Source organism: Ruegeria sp. YTSA064 (genome assembly GCF_059610325.1).
Genome location: NZ_JBXWNK010000020.1, coordinates 1 through 16,092, shown reverse-complemented (window position 1 = coordinate 16,092; position 16,092 = coordinate 1). Strand labels below are relative to the sequence as shown.

At 54.6% G+C, this 16,092-nt stretch carries 15 protein-coding genes; 9 read left to right on the top strand and 6 right to left on the bottom strand.

All coding sequences use genetic code 11. The annotated features are described in order from the left end of the window. Positions 1 to 492: 492 nt before the first annotated feature. From AC2FI7_RS22055 to AC2FI7_RS22040, 4 genes are all read left to right on the top strand, one after another. Entirely contained in the window at positions 493 to 693 is a 201-nt protein-coding gene (locus tag AC2FI7_RS22055) for a hypothetical protein (RefSeq protein WP_142638766.1), read from the top strand. Positions 694 to 1,169: 476 nt separating this feature from the next. Beyond that, the gene (locus AC2FI7_RS22050; protein WP_496674180.1) at positions 1,170 to 1,595 is read left to right on the top strand and encodes a ribbon-helix-helix protein, CopG family; all 426 of its coding nucleotides are present in this window, start codon (positions 1,170 to 1,172) and stop codon (positions 1,593 to 1,595) included. After that, entirely contained in the window at positions 1,592 to 3,427 is a 1,836-nt protein-coding gene (locus tag AC2FI7_RS22045) for a relaxase/mobilization nuclease domain-containing protein (RefSeq protein ID WP_142638770.1), read from the top strand. The genes AC2FI7_RS22050 and AC2FI7_RS22045 overlap by 4 nt, the downstream gene beginning before the upstream one ends. An 85-nt stretch (positions 3,428 to 3,512) precedes the next feature. Then, entirely contained in the window at positions 3,513 to 4,550 is a 1,038-nt protein-coding gene (locus AC2FI7_RS22040) for a hypothetical protein (RefSeq protein WP_496833649.1), read from the top strand. A gap of 355 nt (positions 4,551 to 4,905) precedes the next feature. Here the strand turns inward: AC2FI7_RS22040 and AC2FI7_RS22035 are convergent, their stop codons facing one another. The 3 genes from AC2FI7_RS22035 to AC2FI7_RS22025 form a co-directional block, all read right to left on the bottom strand. Further along, positions 4,906 to 6,765 carry an amidohydrolase gene (locus tag AC2FI7_RS22035; RefSeq protein ID WP_496833647.1) on the bottom strand — a complete coding sequence of 620 codons (1,860 nt, stop codon included), beginning with the start codon at positions 6,763 to 6,765 and terminating at the stop codon, positions 4,906 to 4,908. Between the two features lie 649 nt (positions 6,766 to 7,414). Then, the gene (locus AC2FI7_RS22030) at positions 7,415 to 8,113 is read right to left on the bottom strand and encodes a hypothetical protein (protein ID WP_481669104.1); all 699 of its coding nucleotides are present in this window, start codon (positions 8,111 to 8,113) and stop codon (positions 7,415 to 7,417) included. Between the two features lie 435 nt (positions 8,114 to 8,548). Continuing rightward, positions 8,549 to 9,394 carry a LysR family transcriptional regulator gene (locus AC2FI7_RS22025; protein WP_481669105.1) on the bottom strand — a complete coding sequence of 282 codons (846 nt, stop codon included), beginning with the start codon at positions 9,392 to 9,394 and terminating at the stop codon, positions 8,549 to 8,551. An 86-nt stretch (positions 9,395 to 9,480) separates the two neighbouring features. Here AC2FI7_RS22025 and AC2FI7_RS22020 point away from each other — a divergent pair, with 86 nt between their 5' ends. The 4 genes from AC2FI7_RS22020 (at position 9,481) to AC2FI7_RS22005 (ending at position 12,934) form a co-directional block, all read left to right on the top strand. After that, complete coding sequence (locus tag AC2FI7_RS22020) at positions 9,481 to 9,948, top strand: c-type cytochrome (protein WP_481669106.1); 468 nt, start codon at positions 9,481 to 9,483, stop codon at positions 9,946 to 9,948. A gap of 13 nt (positions 9,949 to 9,961) precedes the next feature. Beyond that, a complete protein-coding gene (locus tag AC2FI7_RS22015; protein WP_481669107.1) occupies positions 9,962 to 10,870 on the top strand; it encodes a c-type cytochrome in 909 nt (302 codons plus the stop codon). Between the two features lie 165 nt (positions 10,871 to 11,035). Then, positions 11,036 to 11,917, top strand: a complete 882-nt coding sequence (locus AC2FI7_RS22010) for a cation diffusion facilitator family transporter (protein WP_481669108.1) — start codon at positions 11,036 to 11,038, stop codon at positions 11,915 to 11,917. A 159-nt stretch (positions 11,918 to 12,076) separates the two neighbouring features. After that, positions 12,077 to 12,934: a hypothetical protein gene (locus AC2FI7_RS22005; protein WP_496833644.1), complete on the top strand. Its 858-nt coding sequence runs from the start codon at positions 12,077 to 12,079 to the stop codon at positions 12,932 to 12,934. Positions 12,935 to 13,009: 75 nt separating this feature from the next. Here the strand turns inward: AC2FI7_RS22005 and AC2FI7_RS22000 are convergent, their stop codons facing one another. The 3 genes from AC2FI7_RS22000 to AC2FI7_RS21990 all read right to left on the bottom strand — a co-directional run bounded on the left by AC2FI7_RS22000 (position 13,010) and on the right by AC2FI7_RS21990 (position 15,559). Beyond that, positions 13,010 to 13,657: a response regulator gene (locus AC2FI7_RS22000; protein ID WP_496833642.1), complete on the bottom strand. Its 648-nt coding sequence runs from the start codon at positions 13,655 to 13,657 to the stop codon at positions 13,010 to 13,012. Continuing rightward, positions 13,654 to 15,057 (bottom strand): sensor histidine kinase, encoded by a 1,404-nt coding sequence (locus tag AC2FI7_RS21995; RefSeq protein ID WP_496833640.1) that lies wholly within the window; start codon positions 15,055 to 15,057, stop codon positions 13,654 to 13,656. Before AC2FI7_RS21995 ends, AC2FI7_RS22000 begins: the two co-directional genes overlap by 4 nt. A 103-nt stretch (positions 15,058 to 15,160) precedes the next feature. Then, positions 15,161 to 15,559: a MerR family transcriptional regulator gene (locus AC2FI7_RS21990; protein ID WP_496833638.1), complete on the bottom strand. Its 399-nt coding sequence runs from the start codon at positions 15,557 to 15,559 to the stop codon at positions 15,161 to 15,163. A gap of 99 nt (positions 15,560 to 15,658) precedes the next feature. Between AC2FI7_RS21990 and AC2FI7_RS21985 the strand changes: the two genes are divergently transcribed. Next, positions 15,659 to 15,982, top strand: a complete 324-nt coding sequence (locus AC2FI7_RS21985) for a hypothetical protein (protein WP_170724270.1) — start codon at positions 15,659 to 15,661, stop codon at positions 15,980 to 15,982. Positions 15,983 to 16,092 lie beyond the last annotated feature (110 nt).

The window sequence follows — 16,092 nt, the reverse complement described above, 5'->3', positions numbered from 1 at the left end:
CGCGCAAGCGCGGACTAGGGCCGGACCGTCCGGTCTTTGGCCTCCGCCAATTCAACAGGGCGACTTGCACCGCTAGCGGCCCTCCATTCTTTAGGACGAGTGTCATACCGGTTGAGAAAGGACACCCCGCACTCCGCACTCGAAACTGTGCGCCGCGCCTGCGTCGGACCGAAGCAATGTTGCTGCCATAAACTACATCGCTACGTTCAAATGACCCGCGTGCAACGATCCCAGAAATTTTTGCCTTTTCACTTGGCCTGACAGTTTCAAACTCGTTGCCTCAGAAAATCCTAGGCTGCCGTGTTTCTGAAGGGATGAACATAAGCGGGCAGTCGGGGAAGACGCGCGGTGCCCGGTCCGGGCATCGCGCTTCAACAGGGGATTTCCCCTGCGCCTGCGGCGCATTCCGCGCGGACCAAATTCCCTGCTGACGTCCCCTTGATGCCCGCTTTTCCCATGTTCACCGAAACACGTCATAGCGAGGATCAAACAATGGCAACTCAAACTCTGAAACTGAACGTCAAGACCGGTGAAAAAGAAGGCAAAAACTTCTGGGATCGTTGCGGGGTTCTCTTCGTCAACACCGATGAGACTGGCAACATCACCTCGATCCAGGTCAAGCACAGCATGTTCCCCGGCGTCGAGATGGTGGCCTTCCCGAAGCGCACCGATGACGATCCCGTCACCGAATGACATAAGGGCAGGGCGGCACAAGCCGCCCTTTCTTCTGCTCCGGCCAAAACCCGGACCACAGATGCGCCACGTGTGGCGCGCGGTCCAAGGACCGGGCAGGGGCGGTGACCTTCCGCGGTGCGGCAGCTCTCAATCCTGCCACACCCGCCGCGCATGCGGCGGGAAACTGAGCGCGCTGAGGCGCGCGGAAAATGCCATACTGAACTTGAACGTGCCGGTATGTGACGGGCGCTGTTCGTGCAGCCCATGCGGTGCATGATTGCCCTGCGCCGGTCCACCGGCACCCACGCCTGCTGGCTGGAAAAGGGGCGGGACCCTTTTCCCGGCGTGGAGATTGCCTCCAAGAGCAAAACTGCTCCGAGGGCGATTTGAGAAAATGCGGATTTCTAAAATCACCCCCGGTTTCCTCTTGGAGTGTATGACAGGATAAGGTAGTTGTGTTACAAACTCAAAATACAACCTGAGATAGATTTTGAATGAGCGAGCGCAGACCCTCTGACACCACCGTCTTTTCCGTGCGATTGCCCGTGGATGCGTTGGAGCGTCTGGAGGCAGCCGTGGACGCGCTCGGGATCAAGAGCCGCAACCAGATCATCCAGCGTTTGATCTATCGCCTGATCGGTTATCTCGATCCTGACCCCGCTGTTGTGGATCTCTGGCAGAAGCATTTGCGGCAGGTTCAGGGCGGGTACACCAACCTCAATCAGCTTGCGAAATCGGCCAAGCGCGGCACGGTGATCTGGACGGATGACGACCGCCGCGACGTCGAAAATCTCCATCGCGCGATCATCCAGCACCGGCAAGACCTGAAGGCGATGATCACAGCGGCCCGCCGAAACCGAGAGCCAGAATCCGCCATTCGCCGGATCTTGCGTGACGACGATTGGGCACCTGAAGAATGAACGCCGCAGCCCACGGTCTGACAGCCGGAGACTTCCTGGAACTTGCCTTCCGTGAGGCTCAGAAAGGTGTCGATCATTCTAAGCGCATCAGTCAACAATTGCAGACCGCCAAACGCATGAAGTTCATGGTTTCGCGGGCCTCATCCATCAAAGCACGGCTTGGTGCCGTGGTTGGAAAGCCCGAGGCGGTTGTGAAACACGTCCGCAAAGGCGGGGTGAAAAACGCGCATGAGCTGCGCCGCCAGATCAACTATCTGACCGTCAGGGCAGAGGGCGTGTTGGACATCCGAGACAATGGCGTGACCCCGCTCGATGCGGATCAGGTCAGTGATTTGATCGAGACTTGGGCCGAGGATTTCAACGGGAAAACCAACTACGGTTACACCCGTCACATGATCGTTTCTTTTCCCGAAGGCACCTATCCGGACGCCGCTCATGAGGCCGGTTTGGAGTTCGCAGATCGGCTATTTGGCAGCGGTGATTTTGGCGATACCTGGGACTACCTGACTGTGTTCCACAACGACACTGACAACCCCCATGTCCACATCGTTGTGAACAACCGAGGCGTCGAACATGGGCAGTGGTTGGCTATGGGTATGAGCAGCGAAATGAACATCGACGTCCAGCGCTCTATCCAGGTCGAGGTTGCTGAGGAATACGGAATTGAGCTGACCGCAACGACCCGCCTTGAGCGCGGTTTGCGGCAGGAAGTCGAGACCGATACGTGGAAAGTTCAGGCCGGAATGTCGGTTGTTGAAACCACTCCGGACGTCGAAGTTACGGCCCGCGACATGGCCGCCGATGTGATGACACTATCCATCGCAAGAATGTCGGATCTGTTTGATGAGCGCGCCAACGCCATCAAAGACCGGATCGAAGAGTTTGCCATCAAGCTCGTTGAAGGAGAGGAACCTATGGTATCGAGAATGGAACATCTATTGGACCAAGCCCATCATTTTGATGATTACGGTGAGCCGGGAGACCCGTCTTATGTGTCGCCCGAAGTCATGAGTAACTTGCGGCGACACATCGAATTAGGCGGTTCTGAGGAAACAATCGCGCCCGAGCTGAAGGCTCAGGTTGTTGCCCATATCAGCGACGTTCGGGACAACGAACAGAGCCATCTGTATCTGTCTGCCCTTGCTGACATTGTGGATGACAAGGAGTTCCAGGGGTCCGCAGATTACGCCCCGGCATCACGCCGTTACGATGTCTATATGCAGGACACCTTGGGCGAGGGGGCCTATGAGGACTTCCAGACTCAGACCAATGAATTGCTGCGATCCATGGACAAGATGGAAGGGCTTGCCCGTGAGGTTGACGACCCTCATCTGCGTGTCGCTATGGATATTCAAATTGGCGAGCTGAAGGGCGACGTTGCGGATCTGCGCACCAACGATCCGGACCTTCAAGCCTTCATCATCGAGGACCGCCGCTATTCAACGATGATGGGAATGGGCACCGCTGAAATGGATGTCCTGGACTATCCAGAGGCCGACAAGTGGGCGGCGATCCGCAAGGAAGTCACCGACACAGCCAGCAGCTACGGCCTCGATGGCGAGGCGTTCGTTGCCCGCTTTGGCGATCATCAGAACGTCACTTTGGGCACAACAATGGGATGGCGCAGCGACGACATTTCGACCGCCACAGCCCACTTCCAGGCTCAAGGATTGTCGGATAGCCACGACCGGGCAGAGGCCGTTGTCGACGAGCTGCACCAGCTTGCTTCTTCCAAGATCATCGCAATCTCAGAAGAACTTTCGGACGTTCACGCCCACGCAACGCACCCGCTCTTGCAAGGGCACGGTGACGATGACGGTCACAGCCTATAGGACTTCACCCGGTCTGCCCGAAGAGTGCGCCAATGCTCTGAGCAGATCCATCACTGAGTTATCCATCAACTCGCAAAGGAAAACTATGGTTTCGCGTACAGACTATCTTTTGAACGAAGTCGAACACTTCGCACCCTATTCCCAATTTGATCAATCCGCCCCGCGCGAGGATCGCGTTTCTGAGCAGATCGACATCATCATGAAAGAGCAGCAGGCAATGGGCTATGATCGTGCCGCCATCGCTTCAAAGAGCTTTGACATCGAGGACCAGGCCAACCGCCGTGTTGACGAACATACGGCGCAACAAGATCTGGTCGAAGAACTGAAAATCGAATTGGAGGCTGCCGAGCGGTCAGGGGAGCCGGTTGATCTGAACGATATGCAGGCTTTGGTTTCTCAGCACATGAACGATGCTCAGGAATACGACCTGTATCACCCCTATTATTCGTCCCTTGCGGATCTGTCCGGCGACAAAGGTTTTCAGGATTCCGACGACTACCAGTCGCCCGGTGATCGCTATGTTCAGTATATGCAATCAGCTTTGGGGCAGGCCGGTTTCGAGAACTACGAACAGCAGACCAAGGATATTGTGAACTCCATCGAGAACATGGAGGCTCTTGCACGAGAGGTCGAAGATCCGCATCTGCGTGCTGCATTGGACGTGCAGATCGGAGAGCTGAAGGGCGATGTTGCCGAGCTACGCCCATGCGACACCGACCTGCAGGCGTACACTGTTGCTGACGACAGTTACACCACATCCATGAATGCGGCCGAGTTGGACAACCTGGACCCGACAGAGGCCGAAAAGTGGCTGGCAGTGCGTGACGACATTGTTGCAACCGCCAACAGCTTCGGACTCGATGGAAACAAATTCCTTGCTCGCTACAACGACCACGACAGCGTTTCAGTTGGCGCAACGGCGACTTGGAAAGACGCGGATATTTCCACCGCTGCCGCCCACTTTAACAGCCAAGGCGTACCAGACAGCTACGAGCGCGCCGAGGCCGTTGTCGGTGAGCTGCACCAGGTTTCATCCAGCAAGATTGCCGCCGTGGTGCAAGAGATTGCCCATACCCGCGAACAGGCTACCCACGTCCATGAGTATGATGGACACAGTCTGTAATTGCCGAGCAGAAGGTATTTATTGATGCAACAGGGCTAAATTCAGGCTCGGCGCAAAACAGGGCGGGATGGAATCTTCCATACAGGATTTTTGGAAAACGACCCTTCGCTGCCGTTGACGTGTGCGACCGCAACGCGGACGAACCCGCCTTTTGCTGGAGCCGCTATTGCTCACGCAGAAACCCCTTGCACTTGCAGCGACGCATTTGCCGTGGCGCAGCTTATTTTAACGAACCGGCCGTTCACCAATGCTGATTTTAGCAGATTTTGAACCGACTTTTCGATGCCATACAATTTTTTGTTCAAGGAAGTCCAGCGCGTGAAACTCTTAATGGCCAGTCTTCCCGATGCAGTGTTCAGGCAGCGTAGACCTGACGTCCGTCCATCCATGTCTCAAGGACCTGGATGTTCTTGATCTCGTCTGGTCGTACGTCACGTGGGTCCTGTTCGAGGATCACCATATCTGCCAGTTTGCCGGGTTCTAGGCTCCCGACTTCATGGTCTGAGAAAAGTTGCCAGGCCGCTTCGGACGTCATGGCACGGATGGCTGCCTCCACCGAGATGGTCTCTTGCGGCGCAAGAACATAGTCCGGTTCCTTCCAAGTGCGGCGCGTCACAGCCATCTCGATCATGTGCAGCGGGTCCGGGTCGGTGACCATGAAGTCGGAGTGCAGTGTAAAGCCGACCCCGGCCTCTTCTGCGCTGCGGCACCGATCGAGCAATTGCGCCTTCTCCTCGCCGAAGACCTCGTCGCGCATGGCAACCCCCCAGTAATGAACGTGGCCAATCAGAAAGCTAGCCGATACGCCAAGTTCTTTCATTCGCGCGATCTGTTCGTCGTGCAGTATGGAGCAATGCTCGATCCGCGGGCGCACGCGCGACATGTCTAATCCGGCGTCCGCGAGCGCCTGACAGGTATCGAGAATGTTATCAATCGCCGCATCGCCATTGCCGTGAATCGCGAGATGCCAGCCTTTTTCTGCGCGCTCCAGTGCAGCGGCGGTAAGTTCCTCAGGCGCCATATATGCAAGTCCGCGGTCGTCGCTGTTTAAATACGGCTCACGCTGCAAACCCGTGAAACCCTGATTAGAGCCGTCGGCGACCAGCTTATAACCCGCGATGCGCGCAAGAGCGTTCCCGTCGCCTTGCGTGACACCGGCTTGGTCCCAAGTCTCTGCTCCAAGGGTATAAAAGGGGTACGCGCGGATCCGCGCTTTCATCTGGCCGGATTGAGCGGCCGCCGCCATGACCTGTGCGTCAGCTGGTGACTGCGCAAGAGCGCCAAGACTGAGTTCAGACACTGTAGTCAGCCCGTATTGCGCCCATTTGTCGAGCAGTCCTATCAGGCCATCGACCGGATTTACCTCCATCATTGCCGGGTAGTTTTCGGCAATTTTCAGGAAGGCCACATTATTCTTAATCGTTCCGGTCAGATTACCATCGGCGTCCCGCACGAATTCGCCACCCGGTGGGTTCTCGACATCGTTGGTCACGCCAGAGACTTCGAACGCCTTGGAGTTCGCGTATGCAAGGTGACCGGAAGCATTCAGAACAAAGATCGGGTGCTCGGTCGAAATCGGGTCGAGATCGGCAAAGGTCAAGGCATCGGCACCCTCCTGCACAGCGGGGTCGAAGTTGCGGAAAACGAGCCATTCGCCCGCGGGCGTTTCCTCCACCCGCATTGCGATGTGCTGCAGCACTTCGTCCACTGTCGTGTAGCGTGCCATGCCAACGTATTCCATGATGGCGTCAACGACTGATCCGGACACGACGTGGGTATGCGCATCGATGAAACCCGGCAGAACCGTCTTGCCTTCCAGATCGATCACAGAGGCATCCTCCCCTGCGACGGCACGCACCTCTCCATCGGTACCCACCGCGAGAATACGGTTGCCACGAATAGCGACGGCTTGGGCTTCGGAGAAGTCATCATCGACAGTGAGCACGTTGGCGTTGGTGAAAATGGTTGTGGTCTCGGTCGATGCAGTCTGCGCTTGTGCCTCTTTAGGCATGAGGGCAGCGAGGCTTGCCGCAGCCGCCCCACTCTTCAGAAAGTCCCTTCGGCCAAGACTTGCCCAGTCGATACCCCAATTGCAGGACCACCCGCTGCCGCTTGCAGCCTGCTCTTTCAGATCACGCACGGTATCGTTTACGGCAAACAAGCCACCAAACGTGCCACTGCAACATGGGCATCCATATAGTTCATGTTTCGCCATGGCTTCCCTCCTCATTAGACAAGCGGGCACCCTCATGCGCACTTCTTTGAGGCTGATAATGGCATTGATAGAATTCAAATCACAAAGTGTATTTTGAATTGCTGGCATGACAGCGATGAGTCCTTGCTGCGATTTGCTTGAATGGCCGTTTGTTACGCCGCATCGCAACAGCGACGACTACGCTGATGCAGCGAAAAATCGTGCTACGAGCGAGCGCGACGCAAGTCCATCACTGCTGGATGGGGCTCAGTGTTGCCGTTCTCCGCAGCAAGCATGATTGGCTGGTCCCAGCCTGAAGCAGGCATTCACAATCACGCTTTTCAGTTTTGCACCAAGCCATTGACTAGGACATGCGCGACGTTCAGGAAATCATGTTGTCTGCTGTAAACGACTGAATTGGGCTCGGTGCCATCGTTGTCTGCTGTTAGCATGATTGGCCGCACGCAGCCCAAACCGGCCAATCTAGGCAAGCTCATAGTCTGAATTTCGAACGGAGCTTTCGGTGCATCCAGATTGGACAATCTGGACGCATGAAACAGCGCTCATTGCTTACGATGGCGACAACGAGCGCTTCCAGAATGCGCCCCGAAAAATTGACCTTGTGAATACTAGCGGCAATGCGGGTGGCACACGCACCAGCGCTGTCTGATCAATCCGTTGAGAAGCAATAAAACAGACCCGCCCCGCCAGAACGTGGCAGATGTTCTTCTCCACAACCACGCGAGCCGTGCGACGAGTTCCAAGACACCATGTTTCGCGCATCATTGAGACCTACACGGTCATGATGTCCGACAATCGCGGACCCGTCTTCACTATTCGAAGTCCAGTTGCTGCATGTCGTATCGCCACCTGCCGTCGAGAAATGTCCGGCAGAATCGGAGCCGGTCAAAATGTCATGTTTGTTCGGCTGACTACCACGCCCATTTACAGGGTTACCGTTTTCATCGAGTGCGGTCAGAATACTAATGTTCACGCTGTCGCTGTGCAGGTCATCTACATTGTTGGCGATGAGTTCTCCCTTGGCATTGTACCATGGACCCGCCCCGATTCGGTCGCGTGCCGAAATGCCGTTGGTTATTGTCATCGGGTCGGTGCTGCGATCAATGGACATTGACGTGCTCAGATAGGCCGCAAAAGTTTTGGAAGAACCGACCGCAGAAGCAAGTGCATTACAATGAGCATCGGCACCGTCGAGGCCGCCTAGATTGGCACCGTCTCCTTTGCCTACACTAGTGATGAAGAACGACATCTCCTCGCCAGCCGATTGTGCCTGAGCGATTGCCGCGAAACAGCAGATTACGAGTGCAGCAACCCCATGGACAGCTGTTCTGTTGGTGAACTTCGACATGTGATTCTCCCTTCTTGCTGTGTGATCTCCGATGCTAGCCGTATGCATTGCTTGGGTCCACGATTAGCGCACAGGGATTAGAGAACATGACAGTTCAGCCTTCGAAACATATCTTGACGGATTATTGGTCGGCACAGACGTTATGGCCGACTTTCGTCACCATTGCGGCAAACCCAAAATGTGGTTCGCACGAAACTTTCGCCGCGAGTATTACGAACGCCCGGTCTGACAGACGTACTCCACCACCGTGCTGTGATCAATTGCGTCAGATGCTGGACAAAACAGCTTTCCGACTTGACCGCGGCAATATCCGTAGTCAGCCTAAAGCCGCTATTGCGCTGAATGCCTTGCATCGGAATGTCGGCCTTTGAAACACTGAACTCGTAATGCTGCTCTGCAAATAATGCGACTGCTTACAACTGTTTTTGGGTGATTTCAGTTGGCTAGAGCTTTGGCTATGCGTTCAACCAAGGCCCGTTGCACGACAGCAAACCTTGGTGTCTGCGCGATTTCCTCTAATGTCGCGACCCAGAGCGGAACTTCGATTTGTGGATTCATGCCAGGCGATCTATGAAGGCGGGGGTCAGCGTCGCCGATGAATTCAGGTAAAAATGTCTTGCCCGCTCCGGAAGCGGCCATCTGCTGAAGCACCAAAAAACTGTCTGCTCCGTTGGTAGTTTGTTCGGTATTCGCGTTTTCTGCTAGCCACTTGGCAGGCAGAGAGCGGCTCAACGCGCCGTCAAGCCTCATCCATTTACGATTTGGGGAACCATCATCATAGACCCCAAACGACAATGTACCTGATCGTTCTCCGACCAGGCCGTCCTCAAGTTTAATCGATGGGCGCACAGCGATATCCGCAGTCAGCCGGGATAGATCACGGTGGCTGTTGCTACTCAACAAAGTCAGTTCCAACCCTGGGTACTCTTTGGAAATTTCATTTAAAATCTGAGGCAATACCATCTGGCAAAGACTGTCAGTGGACGTGATGCGAACGTGACCAACAGGAGAGCGGTTCGCGCCTACGATTGCCCTCTCTACTGAAAGCACCGCATCTTCAACGTTTTCCATAGCCGAGAGAATTGTTCTGGCCTCAGGCAGCGTGGAATAACCAGAAGGGCTCTTCCGAAAAATCGCACAGCCACTTCTCTGCTCAAAGGCAACCACTCTGCGCAGGACTGTCGCATGCGTTACCCCCAAAGCTTCCGCCGCCGCGTTCAGCGAACCGTATCCATCAACGGCAAGCACATATCGAATGTCATCCCAATTATCGTTGTTCATAAATTAACAGGAGGCGGCGAATAACAAACAATTACAAGTAAATTCGTTCAAGCTAACATTCGAAGTATTGAACAGGGAGAGACATCATGATGAAGAAGTTCTCAATTTTGGCGGCAGGCATTTTGTCTGTAGCGGCCATAGGCGCAGCCATCGCCCATGAAAGCGAAAATCCGGCTGTGAAAGCTCGGACCTCAATCATGCAGCTCTATTCCTTCAATCTTGGAACTCTGGGCGGTATGGCCAAGGGCGAGGTGGAATATGACGCCGAAGCAGCAACACGGGCCGCGAACAACCTGGTGGTTCTGACGCAGATCGATCAATCCGCGATGTGGCCCGCTGGATCAGACAACGTATCCGATCCGTCCACCCGAGCGCTGCCTGCGATCTGGGAAAACTTCCCTGACGTTGGTGCGAAAGGGCAAGCCATGGCAGACGCAGCTGTTGCGATGCAGGCTGCGGCTGGTCAAGATGTTGATGCCCTGAAAGCAGCAATGGGCGATCTGGGTGGAAGCTGTTCGGCATGTCACAAAGCGTACAGAGCACCGAAAGACTAAATGGCAGAAAGCTGTGAAGCGGTTTTTCCTTTTCACAACTATCGTTGCACTTGTGGTTGGGTTGGCCGGTTTGGTACTGACCCGTCCGCAAAGAATGGATCAATATCAACTCGACGGTTTGAACCCAAATCTCGCCCGAGGTGAAATCGTGTTCCACGCCGCAGGATGCGCATCCTGTCATTCAGCGCCGGATGCGGTTGGGGAGGAAAAGCTCATGCTCTCCGGTGGTCGCAGGTTTGAGACGGAATTCGGCACATTCATTGCCCCCAACATTTCCAGTGACCCAGAAGTTGGTATTGGGTCCTGGTCTGCCCTTGACCTGGCCAATGCTCTGATCCATGGGACCGGACCCGAAGGACAGCACTATTTTCCAGCGTTTCCCTATACATCTTACGCCAAAATCACGGCCAAAGACGTTGTTTCGCTCCATGCATTCCTCAGCAACCTGCCGGCGTCCGAAGCCGAAAGCGTCTCGCATGAGGTAGGTTTTCCTTTCAACGTTCGGCGCGGATTGGGGGGATGGAAGCTTTTGTTCATGTCGCCAACTTGGGTGCTCGATGGTGATCTGACCGACCAACAACGACATGGCCGGTACTTGGTGGAGGCTCTTGGCCACTGCGCCGAGTGCCATACGCCACGCAACGGCTTAGGGGGTATGCAACGCGGCCTCTGGTTGACGGGAGCGCCAAACCCCAGCGGAAAGGGGCGTATCCCCGGCCTGACCTCAGACCAGCTTGATTGGTCCGAGGCCGACATTGCCGAATACCTCAAATCTGGCTTCACACCGGATTATGACAGCGCAGGTGGTGAGATGGTGGAAGTCATCGAGAACACATCACGCCTCACGGATGAGGACCGTTTGGCGATTGCCGCCTATCTCAAGGCTGTTCCTGTTTCGTCGACGGGGCTTCCATCCGAGTAACAGTCGTTTGGCGCCATGCTGCCGGGACCAGATGCTGTTGCAGGTCGCCAGTAGGAAGCTGTGAGGCCTATTCCCTTTTCACCAAACACCTGTTTTACGTTTTGAACATCGGAGCTCACCAATCACTCGAGTTTCTGTTCATGATTGACTGAGGGTCGCGGCCAAATGACACAAAAATTCGCTCTTTGGTCCATTCCCATATCCATTGCGGTACTGGCCCTGAAACTGCTGGCTTGGTGGCTGACAGGCTCGGTGGCCTTGTTGTCGGACGCAATGGAATCCACCGTGAATGTCGTTGCGGCGTTGCTGGCATATTTTGCGGTTCGAGTTGCCAATATGCCCCCTGATGAAAACCACCCCTTTGGTCACAAAAAAGCCGAGTATATTTCCGCCGTCGTCGAAGGCGCACTGATTGTGCTGGCAGCGTTCTTGATCATCAGAGAAGCCGTACTGGCGCTCCCGAACCCGCATCTTGAGGATGCGCCGCTTCTTGGAATCGTCGTCAATGTCATTGCAACGGGTGTGAATGGCGCATGGGCTTACCTATTGCTCAAAATTGGCAGGCGCGAGGGTTCGCCTGCATTGGAGGCGAGCTCCCGACACATTTTCACAGATGTTATGACCTCAGTTGGTGTCATCGCAGGTCTGATACTTGCACTTGTCACCGGCTGGCTGATCCTCGATCCGATCCTGGCAATTCTTGTTGCACTGAACATCTTGTGGGAGGGCTGGAAAGTTATTCGGGCGTCCGTCGATGGCCTGATGGATGTGACACTTTCGGACCATGACTTGCAGACTGTTTCCAACGCAATCGAAGCAAATCTCGGCGCGGCCTTGGAGTACCACGACCTCAAAGGGCGCAGATCCGCAAATGTCATCTTCGTGGAGTTTCATCTTGTTGTGGACGGCACAATGCCAGTCAGCGCGGCGCACGATATATGCAATGACATCGAGGAAGAATTGGATCGTTTGTATCCGGGTTCCGTCTTTGTCATTCACCTCGAACCTGATGACGAGTTGAAGGGTGACGGGGTTAACTCCCATTAAACTTGTCATTTGGTTCTACAAAAACACAATCGGCTTGACTGATCTGATTAAGACGTTCGGCTTGAAATTCGTCAGACCTAAGCCCGATGTGGGAAAGCCAAACCAGAAGTAACCTGTCTCCAACGTCACGAAGCGTGATGCTCAGAATTGGAGGCGAAAATGAAAATTCAAAGAAAGCTGGGTCAACTTCTTAGTACAGCGGCGTTGGCTTCGTTGATTGCGGCGACGCCTTATGTGCCAGTGTTTGATGCCGATGGTCGCCTACAATTTGAACCGTCATATGCCTTTGCCAAGAGCGGCAAGGGGAAAGACGGGGATGGTCGCGACGATGATCGGGATGATGATCGTGACGACGACAGAGATGATGACCGGGACGACAACTCGGGGTCGGGTAGTAGCGGCCGTGGTGGTGACCGGGACGATGATCGTGATGACGATAGAGACGATGATCGCGACGACGACCGAGATGATGATCGTGACGACAATTCAGGGTCAGGCAAAAGTGGTCGCGACGATGATGACGACGATGACGATGACGATGACGACTCGAAACGCTCCAATAGAGGCAGCGGAAAGAAGGACCGGTCTCAAGCAGGGGGCAAACCGTCGCGTTCGGCTGGGGTAACAAAGGTCGAAACAAACGCTAATGGCATTGAAGTACGTTACGCCGACGGAACCAAGGAGGAGATCGAAAACGGGCGGTATGAGAGAAAGAATGCGCAGAACCGAACTGTTGAGGAGCGCCCTGCGACCGGTGCTGACGTCTCAAGGCTTCGGTCTTTGGCGAATGGTATCTCAATCGACAGCGTGCGTTCTGCTGGGCAAGGCGGCACTGCTGGAAGTCGACCCACGAAAATCGAACGCCAGGGCAACAATATCGAAGTGAACTATGCCAATGGTTGGAAAGAGGAGATCGAGTTTGGGCGCTACGAGTTGAAAGACCCGTACAACCGGACTGTTGTCGAGAGAAACGCAACGGCCTCTGATCGCCGGAGGTTACAGTCGGTTGCCAACTGAACAGCAGCACCAGTCGATAATCCGTTGGCGGCTTCTCATAGAGAGGGGCCGCCATCGTCGTCAAAGAGACCGCTGTTAATCTCCCTTGTTCCAAACATCATGGGCAATGAGCGCGGCCTCTACCCGATTTCGCGCATGAAGCTTGGACAGGATTGCCGTCATGTAGTGCTTCACGGTCTTTTCCTGAAGGTCTAACTCGTCAGCGATTTCACGATTACTCAGTCCTTTGGCCACACGTCTCAGTATTTCTTCCTCCCGATGCGTAAGGTCATCGAGAATGCCGCTGTTAACAGACATGCCGGTGTCAGCGTTGATTTGGAGCAATACCCGCGACGCCAAGCCGGGAGAAACGAAACCTTCACCTGCGGCGATGCTGCGTAAGGAAGCGGTTAGTTCGCTCGCGGTCACGCCCTTCACGATGTACCCAATCGCGCCCGCCTCCAAGGCGTCCGCGACATCGCTGCTGTTCTCTGAGACTGTCAAGATTGCAATGACAGGCGGATTTGCCATCGCTGCAATTTCACGTGTTGCGCTTATCCCGCCACCGGGCATCGAGAGGTCAAGAATAGCTATGTCCGGCTGATGCGTGCCGACCAGCGATACTGCCTCTTCAGCGCTGGACCCAGCAGCTAAAACTTCAAAACCATCAGATTCATCCAACGTGCGTTGCAATCCCTCCCTGAATATCGGGTGATCATCAGCTATTACGACAGATGTAGTCATGATGTGCCTAACTTTCTGGGAAAGAGTGTCATAGCAATGGTGGTGCCTTCGCCCGGTCTCGATGCGACTTCGAACCTACCACCAATACTCTCGACCCGATCTCGCAAGCCCATAAGCCCCTGGCCACCATCGTCTCGCAACGCGGTTTCTTCTGACTTGTCAAATCCAGGTCCGTCGTCTGTGACCTTCACAACTATGCAGTCGCTCTGCGCCTCAGAGATTACAGTGCACTTGGAAGCTGGAGCATATCTCGCGGCATTAGAAAGCGTCTCCTGAAGGAACCGAAAAACGCACAGCTTGTCGGACAATGACAGCTCTGGGGCCTGGCTACCCAGGAATGAAATAACCGGTCGCAACGGGCTGTGTTCGACGTGATCCTCTACGGCTCTCTTCACAACATCGACGAGTGACAGGCTGTCGATATCTGGCGCGGACAGCCCTCGCGATATTGCACGAATCTCAGCAAGAGATTTTTGCAAAGACTGTTGAATTTCCTCTGCCTCTTTAGGTCTTTCGGACTCTTTGGAAAACGCCGCCTCCAGTCTAAGGGCGGCAAGCGACAGGTATTGCGCAGGACCGTCATGTAGCTCGGCACCAAGCTTCTTGAGAAATCGATCTGTTTGCGTGGCATATCTTTCTGACGCCTCAACCACACGCGAGCGCAGCCGGGCATTCTGCTCGGCCATCCTCTCACTTTCTGTCAGGCGCTGTTTAAGAAGAGCTTCCTGTCGTCGAATTGTTTTGTCACCAATTGCGACGATGGAATACAGAACAATAGTACTTGCCAGAAATGCGGAACCGACGACCAACCAACTTGTTCGCCTTGCCTTGGCCAAATCTAACTCCAGCTGATCGGCTCTTTCGTAGAACTCCGCAACCGCGATGATTTCGCCGGACCAGAGTTCGCGGATGGGGCTGTAAACTTCAAGCAGTGGTATCCCCAATGCCGCCTCGGCGGCGCTCTCGGCATGATCAAGCTCTTCGAAAGAGCCGGAGATATCACCGCTCCACGCCCGCCTCAAGTCATCCGTTGGATTGAAACGGTTTCCAATGATGTCTGTATCAGAGGCATATGCAATCACACCGCCTTGCTTCCAGAATTTGTAGGAGACAATGCGGTCACGCATTGGCTGGGTCATGAAAACCTCGTCCAGCGCCAGGCTCGCCTGCTCAGAAAGATGGTCGCCATGTGCCAATTCCTGGCTGAGCGGGGATACCACGCTTTCCATATACAGCGCTGCGGAGTTGGCGGAGTTTTGGACGACTGCGTTCTGGATTCGATTCGACACCCAAACCCCGACTATTACGGTAGCAGTACCCATCACTAAAATGCTGGCCGCAAGAAACACTCGCGACAACGACCAATTGCCAATCGTCAGGTCAGTTACTTTCGCTTTCATCGTGAAATCGACTATGAACTACAATCTGTTACCGCACCACAGACCTTGGTCTGACGCGATCTGGCTAAAACTCAGATCCTTAGCTTCCACCCAGTGGCCGGAGTCAGGTATCATCCATCGTTCTCAGTCTTTGCAGCATCGGGCATTGAACGTTTCCGCTATCACAATTGGCCGTAAGCTCGCTCAAGGCGTGCTCCAGGCGCCTGAGCTCATCAATTTTGCTTCGAACGCTAGCAATGTGTGCCTCGGCCAGTTCTTTCGCTGACCGGCAGTCTTCGACACTTTCATTTGACAGCTCCAAAAGCGCTTTTGCGTCTGAGAGAGGAAACCCCAAATCGCGGCACTTCTTCAAAAACCGAAGTCTACCCACATCGTTTGCTGAATAGAGGCGGCGATTGTTCAGAGCTCGCGCGGGTCTCGGTACGATACCTTCGCGCTCGTAATAGCGGATGGTTTCTATTCCAACCCCGCTTTGCCGAGAAGCCTCACCTATCGCAATCATGTGAAGTGCCTCCGCTTGATCCTGTAGTTACTACAGGAGTTATACGCTCTGAATGCCGGTGCCTCAACACATTCAAATCGAGTACCCAGGGAGCGAAAGATGAAGAAGTATTTGACCCTCAGCTACCTGGGATCGGTTTCCGCTCTGGGAGTTGCGACATGCTGTGTTCTTCCAATGGCCATGATGTTGCTCGGCTTGGGTGGCAGTTGGTTGGCGATATTCGGAAAAATAGCGGCAGCAAGCTACTATGTTCTCGCCATCTCAACAGCGCTGATCGCGGTTTCGTGGTTCGTAGCGCATCGAAACGGGACGTTGGCAAACCTGAAATGGTGGCTTGTCGGAAGCACGGCGATCACCGCTCTGGCATGGGTCATCGTGTTCAACGAGGCACAAATCAACGATTATCTAATCATGCAGATGTGAGACAATGACAAAACAAACTGTGGTGCTCGATAGGGCATTGCCAACTTGTTTGCGCGTTCTGAACTGGTTACCGCTCACGCATGAAGATACCGTTCAAAATGCCGCGCCTG